The organism is Allokutzneria sp. NRRL B-24872 (assembly GCF_002155965.1).
GTDB lineage: Bacteria > Actinomycetota > Actinomycetes > Mycobacteriales > Pseudonocardiaceae > Allokutzneria.
Genome location: NZ_MUMH01000025.1, coordinates 83054 through 97084, shown reverse-complemented (window position 1 = coordinate 97084; position 14031 = coordinate 83054). Strand labels below are relative to the sequence as shown.

General features: G+C 70.2%; 2 protein-coding genes. Both read right to left on the bottom strand.

Annotated features, from left to right (window positions below; translation table 11 throughout):
- Positions 1 to 1910, bottom strand: a 1910-nt coding sequence (locus CCN37_RS07900; RefSeq protein WP_246842883.1) for a type I polyketide synthase, incomplete at its 3' end; no start/stop codon positions are given.
- Between the two features lie 13 nt (positions 1911 to 1923).
- The gene (locus CCN37_RS07895; RefSeq protein ID WP_086820010.1) at positions 1924 to 14010 is read right to left on the bottom strand and encodes a type I polyketide synthase; all 12087 of its coding nucleotides are present in this window, start codon (positions 14008 to 14010) and stop codon (positions 1924 to 1926) included.
- Positions 14011 to 14031 lie beyond the last annotated feature (21 nt).

Sequence of the window (14031 nt, the reverse complement as noted above, 5' to 3'; positions counted from 1 at the left end):
GCGACGTGCGCGGCGGCCAGCTCGCCGACGGAGTGCCCGAGCACCACCTCCGGGCGCACGCCGAACGAGGTGATCAGCTTGAACAGGGCCACTTCCAGGGCGAACAGCGCGGGCTGCGCGTAGCCGGTCTCATCGAGGGCGCTGCTCTCCAGCACCTCGCGCAGCGGCCGGTCGAGGTGCCGGTCCAGCTCCGTGATCACCTCGTCATAGGCTGCGGCGAACACCGGGTGGTGGGCGGCCAGGTCGAGCCCCATCCGCGCGCGCTGGCTGCCCTGCCCGGTGAACAAGAACGCCAGGCGCTCGTCCGGGTCGGCAACCCCGGTCACCAAGCCTTGATCCGCGCGTCCCTGGGCGAGTGCGTCAAGCGCATCAACCCCGAAGGCGACGGCGCTGTGCTCGAAGGCCGACCGCGACAACAGCGAGAAGCCGAGGTCGCCGAGGTTGTCCGTCAACGGCCGCACAGCGATGGCCTGCGCACGCAACGCCGCCTCGCTCCGGCCGGACAGCACCAACGGCAAGTCTGCACAAAGTGCCGCGCGCGGACTGTCCTCTGTGGAGGGTGCCTCCTCGATGATGGCGTGCGAGTTCGTTCCGCTGGCCCCGAAGGACGAGATGCCGAACCGTCGCATTCGCTCACCGCGCACCCACGGTTGCGCCTCGGTGAGCAGCGACACCGAGCCCGACGTCCACTCGACCTTTGTGGACGGCGCTTCCGCGTGCAGCGTCTTCGGCAGCTCACCGTGCTGGAGAGCCAGCACCATCTTGATCAGACCGGCGACACCGGCCGCCGCCTGCGTGTGACCGACGTTGGACTTCAGCGACCCCAGCCACAACGGCTGCGCGCGGTCCTTGCCGTAGGTGGCCAGCAGCGCGTCCGCCTCGATCGGATCGCCGAGCGTCGTGCCGGTGCCGTGCGCCTCAACTGCGTCCACATCGGACGGTGTGAGCCCCGCGTCGGCCAGCGCCTGCCGGATGACTTCCTGCTGCGCCAGGCCGTTCGGCGCGGTGAGGCCGTTGGAGGCGCCGTCCTGGTTGACCGCGCTCCCGCGCAGCACCGCCAGGATCGGGTGCCCGTTGCGCTGAGCGTCGGAAAGCCGCTCCAGCAACACCATCCCGACGCCCTCGCCGAAACCGGTCCCGTCCGCGTCCTCGGAGAAGGACTTGCAGCGGCCGTCGCGCGCGAGCCCGCCCTGGCGCGCGAACTCCAGGAACATCGTCGGCGTGTTCAGCACGGTCACACCGCCGGCGAGCGCCAGCGAGCACTCGCCCCGGCGCAGCGACTGCGCGGCCAGGTGCAGCGCCACCAGCGAGGAGGAGCACGCGGTGTCCACGGTCAACGTCGGCCCGTGCAGCCCGAGGGTGTAGGCGACGCGGCCAGAGGCGACGCTGCCCGCGCTGCCGTTGACCAGGTACCCCTCGACATCCTCCGGAGGCGCGGCCACCCGCGTCCCGTAGTCGTTGTACATCACCCCGGCGAACAGGCCGGTTCTCGTGCCGTGCAAGGACTTCGGGTCAATGCCCGCGCGCTCGACCGCCTCCCACGAGGTCTCCAACAGCAGCCGCTGCTGCGGGTCGATGGTCAGCGCCTCGCGCGGGCTGATGCCGAAGAACTCCGCGTCGAACTCGGCGGCTTCGTAGAGGAATCCGCCCTCGCGGGAGTAGCCGTCCAGCCGCTCGGTCTCCCAGCCGCGGTCGGCCGGGAACGCGCCGATCGCGTCGCCTCCGGCCGTGAGCAGTCGCCACAGGTCCTCGGGCGTGCGCACGCCGCCGGGCAGACGGCAGCTCATCGCGACGATGGCCACCGGCTCCGTCACATTGGACAGAGCGGCCTCGGCCAGCTTCTGCCGGGCCTCGTGCAGGTCGGCGGTGACCCGCTTCAGGTACTGCCGCAGCTTTTCTTCGTTTGACACCGGGCTCGCCCCCTCACAGCTTCTCGTCGATGAACGCGAACAGGTCGTCATCGCTGGCATCGGCCAACGTCTCCGCGACGGACGGCGGCCCGCCGATCCGCTCGGTCAGCTCCCGCAGCCTGGCCCGCACGTCGGGCAGTCGCGCGTCGTCGGGATCGACGCCGTCGAGCAACCCGGCCAGCTCCTCCAGCCGCTCCAGCACCGGGTCTGGCCGGTCCGCACCGAGCCCGGCAAGCAGGTGATCGGCCAGCGCACGAGGCGTGGGGTGCTGGAAGACCAGCGTCGCGGGCAGCCGCAGCCCGGTCGCCGCAGTGAGCAGGTTCCGCAACTCGATCGCGGTCAGCGAGTCGAACCCGAGCTCGTGGAACGCTTGCCCCGCACCGATCACGTCGGTGTCACCGTGCCCGAGCACCCGCGCCGCGCCACCGCGCACGAGGTCGAGCAGGATGCGGCGGCGGCCGTCGTCGTTGGCCGCGCTCAACTCGCGCAGCAACGCGTTGGAGTCCTGCTCCTCAGTCACCGCCGCGGCCACGGTCCTGCTGACCCGCGCGGGCACAAGACCGCGCAACAGCAACGGAACCGACTCGGAGCTCTGCCGCAACGCCGTGCGGTCCAACCGCATTGGCACCACCAGCGCCTCATCGACGCTCAGGGCCAAGTCGAACAGCGCCAAGCCCTGTTCAGCGCTCATCGGCGCGAGCCCGGACCGATGCATCCTGGCCAGGTCAGCCTGGTCGAGGTGCCCGGTCATCCCGGTCGCCTGCTCCCACAGCCCCCACGCCAGCGACACACCTGGCAGGCCCCGCGCTCGGCGGAACGACGCGAGCGCGTCGACGAACGTGTTGGCGGCGGCGTAGTTGCCCTGCCCGGGGCGCCCCAACAGCCCGGCGGCACCCGAGAAGAGGACCAGTTCGGTGTCGTCTTCAAGGAGTTCGTGCAGGTTGAGCGCGGCATCGACCTTCGGCCGCAGCACCGCGTCCAGCCGCTCCGGGGTCAGCGACTCAATCGCCGCGTCGTCCAGCACCCCGGCCGCGTGCACGACCGCGTCGACCGGGTTCGCCTCCAGCAGCCGGGCCAATGCCTCGCGGTCAGCCGCATCGCACGCCTCAACCCGCACGTCCAGGCCAGCCAGTTCGTCCGGGACCGATCCTCCGCTGCGGCTCGCCAGCACGATGTGCCGAACTCCGTGCCGTGCGACAAGATGCCGCGCGAGGAGGGTGCCGAGGGTCCCGGTTCCGCCAGTGATCAACACTCGCGTGTCGGGGCCGAACGGCGTGCGCTGCGCGGCGGTCGCGCGAGCCAGCCTCGGCACGTGGAGGGTGCCGTCGCGCAACGCGAACTGCGGCTCTCCTGTGGCGAGCGCGGCGGCCAGGGCTTGCCGTGAGGAGTCCTCGTCGTCCATGTCGGCCAGCACGAACCGGCCGGGGTGCTCGGACTGCGCGGACCGCACCAGACCCCAGATCGCGGCGGCCGGCAGGTCAGGCACGTCCTCGCCGGGCCGGGCGGCGATCGCGCCATCGGTGAGCAGGACCAGCGTGGAGGCGGCGAAACGCTCGTCGGCCAGCCACTCCCGCAGCAGCGCGAGCGCCTGCCCGGTCAGCCGCCGCACGCGCTCGGGTGTGGCGGGCGAACCGCACCGCAAGGACGCCAGGACCACGGCGGGCACCGGGTCCGCGAGCCCAGCGGAGGTCGCGGACCGCAGCAGCTCCGGCTCGATCTCGCCCAGCTTGAAGTCGTCGGTCCCCAGCACGGCCCAGTTCCGCGCCGCATCATCCACAGTGGACGGAAGTGCCACGCGAGCCCAGTCGACCCGGTGCAGCGAGTCAGCTCCGACCGCGCGAAGGTCCGCGTCGAAGCGGCGCATCGCCAACGACTCCAGCGAGAACACCAGCGAGCCGGACGGATCGGTCGCGGTCACGGAGAACGCGTCCTCCCCCGCCCCGGTCAACCGAACCCGCAGCGTCCGCGCTCCCGTCGCATGGAGCTGGAACCCCTGCCACGCAAACGGCAGCATCACCTCGCTCGCGTTGACGAAGCCACCGAGAGACCACGGCTGCAAGGCGGCGTCGAGCAGCGCGGGGTGCGCCCCGAAGCCGCCGGCGTCGGCCTCGTCGGAGAGCACGACCTCCGCGAAGACCTCACCGTCCCGCACCCACGCCGCGCGAACACCCTGGAACACAGGACCGTAGAAGTAGCCACGCTCGGCAAGACGCGCGTAGAACTCAGTCGCGGCAACAGGTTCCGCGTTCACAGGCGGCCACTCGACCGGCACGTGCTCGACATCAACGGCCTCGGCCAGGACTCCAGTCGCGTGCCGAGTCCACTCCTCGTCGTCACCGCCGCGCGAAGCGATCGTGACGGTCCGACGGCCGTTCTCCTCGGCGGAGACCAACACCTGCAAGCGCAGGGCACCACGTTCAGGCAGGACAAGCGGCGTCTGGAGCGCGAGTTCTTCCAGCCTGCCGAATCCGACCTCGTCCCCAGCGCGCACCGCCAGCTCGACGAGCGCGGTCCCCGGCAGCAGCACAGTCCCCGACACGGCGTGCTCGGCCAGCCACGCGTGCGTGCTCAACGACAAGCGGCCGGTCAGCACCAGACCACCGTCTTCGAGCGTGACGGCAGCGCCCAGGAGCGGGTGCTCGGCGTCGTCAACACCGAAGCGGTCGGCGGCGGCCGGGCCAACGCTCGCGGGCGAGGTGTTCAGCCAGTAACGGCGGCGCTGGAAAGGGTAGGTCGGCAGGTCGATGCGCCGACCACCACGCACGGCTGGCGACCAGTCCACGTCGACACCGCGCACGTAGGCTTCGGCCAGCGAGGTCAGGAATCGCCGCCGCCCACCGTCTTCACGGCGCAGCGAGCCGACCACGAGCACGTCCTGAGCAGTTTCCTGGATCGCCACCGCGACACCGGGATGCGGACTGCACTCGATGAACGCGTCATAGCCCTCGTCGGCGAGGTCGCGCACGGCCTGTTCGAAGTGGACAGTCTGCCGCAGATTCCGGTACCAGTAATCAGCATCCACGACCGCCGTGTCGATCCACTCGCCGGTCACCGTGGACTTGAAAGCGACCGTGCCAGTACGAGGACGGATCGGGGCGAGCGCGCGCAGAACCTCGTCCTGGATGGCCTCCACGTGCGCGGAGTGCGAGGCGTAGTCCACCGGGATCAACCGAACCCGAACACCCTCAGCCACCAAGTCGTCGAGCAACGCCTTCAACGGCTCAACATCACCGGAGACGACCACCGAAGACGGCCCGTTGCTCGCCGCGATCGACACCCCGTCGGGCAGGCGCGGCTCCACGGCGTCAACCGGGAGCGCAATCGAGCCCATCCCACCACGGCCGGAGAGCGCCGTGATCGCCTTGCTGCGCAGGCACACCACGCGCGCGGCGTCCTCCAACGACAACGCGCCAGCCACATAAGCAGCAGCAATCTCACCCTGCGAATGACCCACCACAGCATCAGGCGCAACGCCGTACGAGCGCCACAACGCCGCCAACGACACCATCACCGCAAACGTCACCGGCTGCACCACATCGACGCGGTCAAGCGGTCCGCGAAGCTCTTCGAACAGATCCCAGTCCACATAGGCCTCAAAGGCCGAAGCGCACTCCTGCATCGACTCGGCGAACACCCGCTCAGACAACAACTCCAAGCCCATACCGACCCACTGCGACCCCTGACCGGGGAACACGAACACCGTGCGACCGCCGACCGTGGCAACACCACGGACTTCGGCACCGTCGAGCAGGACGGCACGGTGCTCGAAGGACGACCTGGCCGCCAACGAGTAACCGACGTCCAGAGTGTCCACAAAGGACTCAAGAGCGGCAATGCGCGCGTTCAGTGCCTCGGCGGTGCGGCCGGAGACGACCCATGGCACCAAGTCCGGGATGGGCTCCGGTACCACGGACGGCTCGCGCGGCGCCTCTTCGAGGATCATGTGCGCGTTGGTGCCGCTGACCCCGAACGCGGAGATCCCGGCGCGGCGCGGGCGGTCCACCCGTGGCCACCGCTGGGCCTCGTTCAGCAACGACACCACGCCCGAGGACCAATCCACGTGACTGGACGGCTCGTCGGCGTGCAAGGTCCTCGGCAGCAGGCCGTTTCGCAGCGCTAGCACCATCTTCAGCACTCCGGCAGCGCCCGCCGCCGCCTGCGTGTGACCCGTGTTGGACTTCAGGGAGCCCAGCCACAACGGCTGCGCGCGCTCCCCGCCGTACGCCGCGATCAGGGCTTGCGCCTCGATCGGATCGCCCAGGGTCGTACCGGTGCCGTGTGCCTCCACAGCGTCCACTTCGGACGGACGCAACCCGGCCGAGCGCAGCGCCGCGCGGATGACCCGCTGCTGCGACGGGCCGTTCGGAGCCGCGAGGCCGTTGGAGGCGCCGTCCTGGTTGACCGCGGAACCCTTGATCACCGCGAGCACCGGGTGCCCGTTGCGCCGTGCGTCGGACATGCGCTCCACCAGCAGCATCACCGCGCCCTCGGCCCAGCCCGTGCCGTCCGCGCCGTCACCGAAGGCCTTGCAGCGCCCGTCGACGGCGAGCCCGCGCTGCCGGGAGAACTCCACGAACAGCCCGGGCGAGGGCATGATCGTGACGCCACCGGCCAGGGCCAGCGAGCACTCGCCGTTGCGCAGCGCCTGCGCCGCGAGGTGCAGCGCGACCAACGAGGACGAGCAGGCGGTGTCCACGGTGATAGCCGGGCCTTCGAGCCCGAGCGTGTAGGACACCCGCCCGGACACGACACTGGAGGACTTGCCGGTGAGCAGGTAGCCCTGGAAGTCCTCGGGTGCCTCGTGCAGCCGCGCGCCGTAGTCCTGGTGGGTCATCCCCGCGAAGACGCCGGTGCTGCTGCCGTGCAAGGACTTCGGGTCGATCCCGGCGCGCTCCAACGCCTCCCACGAGGTCTCCAGCAACAACCGCTGCTGCGGGTCCATCGCCGAGGCCTCGCGCGGGGAAATGCCGAAGAACGCCGCGTCGAACTCGGCCGCGTCGTAGAGGAATCCGCCCTCGCGGCAGTAGGACTTGCCGTGCGCGTTCGGGTCGGGGTCGTAGAGGGCGTCGAGGTCCCAGCCGCGATCGGTCGGCAGCTCACCGATGGCGTCCCCGCCCGCGAGCAGCAGGTCCCACAACGCTTCCGGCGTCGCCACTCCGCCCGGCAGGCGGCAGGCCATGCCGACGATGACGATCTCGTCCCCGTCGCGAGCCTCCGGCGCCTCCTCCTCGACCTCCGGGGCGGTGCCCACCAGCTCGGCGAGCGCGAAGCGGGCGACGGCCTCCGGTGTTGGGTGGTCGAAGAGCAGCGTGCTGGGCAGCTTCAGCCCGGTCGCGGCGTTGATCCGGTTGCGCAGCTCCAACGAGGTGAGCGAGTCGAAACCGGTGTCCTTGAACGACCGCCCCGGCTCGACCGCCTCCGGACCCGCGTGCCCGAGCACCGCTGCGGCTTCGGCGCGCACAACCTCCAGCAGCTTCCGAATCTGCTCAGCCTCGGACAGCGCCGCCAGTCCGAGATCGCTACCGGAGTCGGCGGCCGGCGCGAACTCGCTGAGCAGAGCGCTGGTGCGGGCCGAGGTGAAGGCGGGCACGAAGGCGTCCCAGTCGACGTCGGCGACCACGGTCACCGTCTGCCGTCCGAGCAGAGCCCGCTCCAGCGCGATCACGGCCGAATCAGCGTTCATCGGCCGGACACCGCGCTTGCTGAGGTTGCGCTCCCCTGCGCCGACTGCCATGCCGCCACCGGCCCAGACACCCCAGGCCACCGAGGTCGCGGGCAGGCCCGCGCGGCGGCGGCGCTCGGCGAGAGCGTCCAGGTGGGCGTTGGCGGCGGCGTAGGCGCCCTGTCCGGCGTTGCCCCACACCCCGGTGATCGAGGAGAACACCACGAAGGCGTCAAGATCGCCGGTCAGCTCGTGCAGCAGCTCGGCGCCGCGCACCTTGGGGTCGAGCACCGCGTGCGCGCGCTCGGCGCTCAAGGTGTCCAGCACGCCGTCGTCGAGCACGCCCGCCGTGTGGAACACCGACTTCAGGTCAGGGATCGTCGCCAGCAACTCAGTCAGCTGAGCACGGTCCGCCGTGTCGCAAGCAGCCACGGTGACCCGCACACCACGCGCCGTCAGGTCGTCGCGGAGTTCGGCGGCTCCGGGCGCGTCGAGTCCCCGGCGGCTGGTCAGCACGATGTGCTCGACGCCGGTCCCGGCCAGCCAACGGGCCACGTGCCCGCCGATCGCGCCGGTGCCGCCGGTGATCAGCGCCGTTCCGCGACCGCGCCACGAGCCCGCCGGGACGGCGTCGGCCCGGCGCAGCCTGCGGGCGAACGCGCCGTCCGCACGCAGCACCACCTGGTCCTCGGTACCGGTGAGCACGGCCGGATCGAGCTCGGCGCCGTCCAGCTCGACCTGACCACCCCAGCGCTCCGGGTGCTCCAGTGCGGCGACCCGGCCGAGCCCCAGCACCTGCGGGTCGCCACCAACCGTCCACAGTGGAGCATCCAGTGCGACGTCGCCGAGCGCCTGGATCAACGCGAGCGTGGCGAGGAAGCCGTTGTGGGCGGACAGCACTCCGGCCACCTCGCCGACCTCACGCAGACGCGAGGCGAGCTCGGCCCGATCCTCGCTCGGCGAGATCCGCACGACCTCGGTCCCCAGCGTGACGTCCTGGTCGGAGACCAGCAGCCACCGCCCCGTCGGAGCGCCAGTGGGAAGCGAGATCCGCTGCCAGTCGACGCGGTACCGCCACTTGTCCACAGTGGATGACGGGCCTCGACGCTCGATCGGCTCCGCCCAGAACCGCTCCCGCTGGAACGGGTAGGTCGGCAGATCGACTCGGTGTGCGCCCGGGAAAGCCGGGGTCCAGTCCACGGAGATCCCGTGCACATGGGCTTCGCCCAACGAGGTCAGGAAACGCCGACGACCACCATCGTCCCGACGCAGCGACCCCACCGCGAAGCCATCGGTCTCCTGAATCGCCGGAACCAGAACAGGATGCGGGCTCGCCTCCACGAAGGCCGAGCACCCTTGCGAGATCAACACCCGGACGGTGTCCTCGAACAACACTCGCTGCCGCAGGTTGCGGTACCAGTACTCCGCGTCCAACTCAGCCGTGTCGATCCGCGAGCCAGTCACCGTCGAGTAGAACGGAATCCGCGACGCCACCGGAGTGATTCCGGACAGGTCCGTCAGCACACGTTTGCGGATACCTTCGACGTGGACGGAGTGCGAGGCGTAGTCCACCGGAATCCGCCGAACCCGAACGCCATCACACAACGCCGCCAGCGCATCCAACCCCGCAGGATCACCCGACACCACAGTCGAAGCAGGCCCATTCACCGCCGCAACCGAAACACCCTGCGACAGAAGCTTCTCCACCTCAGCCACCGGCAACGCGACGGACATCATCCCGCCACGCCCAGCCAAATCCTGCGCAATGGCCAAGCTGCGCAAAGCAACAACCTTCGCCGCGTCCTCAAGAGACAAAGCACCCGCAACACATGCAGCCGCGATCTCACCCTGAGAATGACCGATCACAGCAGCGGGCTTCACCCCGTACGAACGCCACAACTCCGCCAAAGACACCAACACCGCGAACAACACCGGCTGCACAACATCCACCCGCTCCAGCGGACCGCGCAGCTCCTCGAACAAATCCCACTCAACATGCGGACGCAAAGCCGCAGCACACTCAGCCATCCGAGAAGCGAAAACCGGCTCATCCAACAGCGAAACGGCCATACCGCTCCACTGCGAACCCTGACCGGGGAATACGAAGACGGGACGCGTGACATCGCCAGCCACGCCACGCACGACAGCCCCGGAGGGTCGTCCCTCTGCGAGCGCACGCAGTCCTTCGGCGTCGAGCACAACGGCACGGTGTGAAAGGTTCGCGCGCCCCGTGGCCAACGAGTAACCGACGTCCACAGCACTGTCCACAAGGGACAGAAGTCGCTTCGCCTGCTCCGCGAGAACTTCAGGCTTGTGTCCACTGAGGACAAAGGGAGCGTCTTCCCGCGACACGACCTCGCGCTCCGCGACGGGCTCCACGGATTCGAGTACCACGTGGGCGTTGGTACCGGAGATGCCGAAGGAGGACACCGACGCCCGACGCGGGCGGTCCCCCGCTGCCCAGGGCTGCGCCTCGGTGAGCAGCCGCACCGCGCCGCCCGACCAGTCCACGTGCGCGGTGGGCGCGTCCACGTGCAGAGTTCGCGGTAGAACTCCGTACCGCATCGCCATGACCATCTTGATCACGCCCGCGACACCGGCCGCCGCCTGGGCGTGCCCGATGTTCGACTTCAGCGAGCCCAGCCACACCGGCCGGTCCCGGTCCTGGCCGTAGGTCGCCAGCACCGCGTCGGCCTCGATCGGATCGCCGAGCCTCGTCCCGGTGCCGTGCGCTTCCACGGCGTCCACATCGGACGGTTCGAGTCCGGCGGCTGCCAGCGCCTGCCGGATCACGCGCTCTTGGGCCGCTCCGCTGGGCGCGGTCAGCCCGTTGGACGCGCCGTCCTGGTTGATCGCGCTCCCTCGCAGCACCGCGAGCACCGGGTGGCCGTTGCGGTGCGCGTCGGACAGGCGCTCCAGCACGATCATCCCGACGCCCTCGGCCCAGCCGGTGCCGTCAGCGTTGTCGGAGAAGGCTTTGCAGCGCCCATCGGCCGACAAACCACGCTGCTGCGCGAACTCCACGAACATGCCGGGGTTGGCCATGACGGTCGCGCCGCCCGCCAACGCCATCGAGCACTCGCCGGAACGCAGCGACTGAGCCGCCAAGTGCAGTGCCACCAACGACGACGAGCACGCGGTGTCCACGGTGACCGCAGGCCCTTCGAGGCCGAGCGTGTAGGACACCCGCCCGGACGCGACGCTGGAGGTGGTGCCCGTCAGGACGTGGCCCGCGGCTTCTTCGGAGGCGTTCTGCAAGCGCGGGCCGTACTCCTGGGACATCGCGCCGACGAACACGCCGGTCGCGGTGCCGCGCAAGGAGGTCGGCGCGACCCCGGCCCGCTCCAACGCCTCCCACGAAGTCTCCAACAGCAGCCGCTGCTGCGGGTCCATCGCCGACGCCTCGCGCGGGGAGATCCCGAAGAACGCCGCGTCGAACTCGGTCGCCCCGATGAAGCCACCCGAGCGCGTGTAGGTACGTCCGGGCAGTCCCGGCTCCGGGTCGAACAGGCTCTCGACGTCCCAACCGCGATCGTCCGGGAACGAGGTGATCGCGTCCGCACCGTCCCGAACCAGCTCCCACAGCCGTTCCGGGCTGTCGGCGCCGCCGGGCAGACGGCAGCTCATCGCCACGATCGCGATCGGCTCGCCCGAGCGCACCGCCGCGTTCGCCCGCTTCGCCGGGCGCGGCGCCGTGCCTTCGCCGAGCCGCTGCGCGAGGTGGTCGGCGAGCGCGGCCGGGGTCGGGTGGTTGAACAGCACGCCGGAGGGCAGGCTCAGCCCGGTCGCGGCGGACAGGCGATTGCGGAGATCGACCGAGGTCAGCGAGTCGAACCCGAGGTCGCGAAACGTCGTGTCCGCGGCGAGGCCGTCCTTGCCCAGCACGAACGAGGCGTGCGCGCGGACGAGGCCGAGCAGGTCGTGCTCCGGCTCGTCCACGTCATCGGCCACCGAGTCGAACCAGTAGCGACGGCGCTGGAAAGCGTAGGTCGGCAGGTCAACGGCAACGCTGCCGGGGAACGCCGGGCTCCAGTCCACCGCGACGCCGCGTACGTGCGCCTGCGCGACAGAGGTCAGGAACCGCCGCCTGCCACCGTCTTCGCGGCGCAGCGAGCCGACCACGAGCACGTCCTGGGCGGTCTCCTGGATCGCCACCGCGAGCCCGGGATGCGGACTGCACTCGATGAACGTGGTGACGTCGTCGGCGGCGAGCGCGCGAACCGACTGCTCAAAGCGGACGGTCTGGCGCAGATTCTGGTACCAGTACTCGGCGTCCAACACCGCAGTGTCGCTCACCGTCGAGTGCATCTGAACCTGGGCGGCCACGGGGTTCACCGGCGCGAGCAGCTCCAGCAGCTCATCGCGCAGCTCCTCCACGTGCGCGGAGTGCGAGGCGTAGTCCACCGGGATCAACCGAACCCGAACACCCTCAGCCGCCAAGTCGTCCAGCAGAGCCTTCAGCGGCTCAACATCACCGGACACCACCACCGACGACGGCCCGTTGACCGCCGCGATCGACAGCCCCTCCGTCAGCCGCGGCTCGACGGAGGAAACCGGAAGCGCGATCGAGCCCATCCCACCACGACCGGATATCGCCGTAATCGCCTTACTGCGCAGGCACACCACGCGCGCCGCATCATCCAACGACAACGCACCAGCCACATAAGCAGCAGCAATCTCACCCTGCGAATGACCAACCACAGCATCAGGCGCAACCCCGTAAGACCGCCACAACGCCGCCAACGACACCATCACCGCAAACGTCACCGGCTGAACAACATCAACCCGATCAAGCGGCCCACGCAGCTCCTCGAACAGATCCCAGTCCACAAAGGACCGGAAGGCCGATGCGCACTCCTGCATCTGCGCCGCAAACACCGGCTCGGACAACAACTCCAAGCCCATCCCGACCCACTGCGACCCCTGACCAGGGAACACGAACGCCGTACGACCCCGCGCGGCGACGCTGCCCACCACCGGCCCCGGGCGCCCCTCCGCGAGCGCGGACAGCTCGGCGGCGTCGAACACCACCGCACGGTGCTCGAACGAAGTCCTTGTCGCAGCAAGGGAAATTCCGATGTCCACAGTGGACTCAGAAACGGAGGCGAGCTGAACGGCCTGCGCTCGCAGAGCAGCCGGAGTACGCCCGGAGATCACCCACGGCACCTCGGCGACCTCGGGACGCGGGGCGGGCCGGGGGGCCTCGGGCGGGGAACCGAGTACCACGTGGCAGTTGGTCCCGCCCATCCCGAACGAGGACACACCGGCGAGCAACGGCCCGTCCCCGGACTCGGTCACCACCCGGATGTTCAGTTGCTCCAAAGGAATGCGTGGGTTGGGAGTGCTGAAGTTGAGGCTCGCCGGGAGCCTGCGGTGCCGGATCGCCAGCGCGGTCTTGATCAGCCCGGCGATGCCCGCGGCGCCTTCCAGATGGCCGATGTTGGTCTTCACCGAGCCGACCAGCAGCGGCGAGCGACGGGACTGCGCGGCGCCCAGCACGGCGCCGAGCGCGGCGGCCTCCACCGGGTCGCCGAGCTTCGTGCCGGTGCCGTGCAGCTCCACGTACTCGATCTCACCCGGGTCCACGTCCGCCCGGCGGCAGGCGGCGCGCAGCACGCGCTCCTGCGCCGCCTGATCCGGCGTGGTCAGAGTGTCTCCGCCACCGTCGTTGTTGGCCGCGCTGCCCCGGATCACGCAGTAGATGGGGTCGCCGTCAGCGAGGGCGTCAGCGAGGCGCTTGAGCACCACGACGCCGCCGCCCTCACCGCGCACGTACCCGTTGGCGCGCGCGTCGAAGGTGTAGCAGCGCCCGTCCGGTGACAGTGCGCCCAAGTGCTGCGCGGCCGAGGACGAGTCCGGCGAGAGGATGAGGTTGACCCCACCCGCCAACGCGGTCGTCGAGGCGCCACCGCGAATGCTCTCGCAGGCCAGGTGCACCGCGACGAGCGCGGAGGACTGGCCGGAGTCCACGGTCAGGCTCTGCCCGCGCAGTCCGAGGAAGTAGGAGACGCGGTTGGCGATCATGCCCCGGTTCAAGCCGGTGATCGTGTGCTGGGTCAGCTCCGCGTCGGCCGCCAAGCGCGCGTAGTCGTCGGCGATGGCGCCGACGAACACGGCGGCGTCAGTCCCGGCGATCGCCTCGGGCACGATCCGCGCGTCCTCCAGCGCCTCCCACGCGAGTTCCAGCATGAGCCGCTGCTGCGGGTCCATGGCCGCCGCCGCGTCCGGGGAGATCCCGAAGAACGCGGGGTCGAACCCGTCGACCTCGGCCAGGAACCCGCCCTCTCCCGGCAGTCCGCGCTCCGGAGCGCGGCGCACGGCGTTCCCCCCGCCGTCCAGCAGTGCGAAGAAGGCGCTCTTGTCGGGCGCGCCGGGAAACCGGCAGGAAAGCCCGATGATCGCGATGTCGTCCGGCCCAGACACCCTGCGTTCAGCCATGACGGCCCGTTACCTCCAGTC

Coding starts and splice junctions, on each gene's coding strand:
- CCN37_RS07895 (WP_086820010.1), bottom strand. CDS start 14,010: ATGGCTGAACGCAGGGTGTCTGGGCCGGACGACATCGCGATCATCGGG.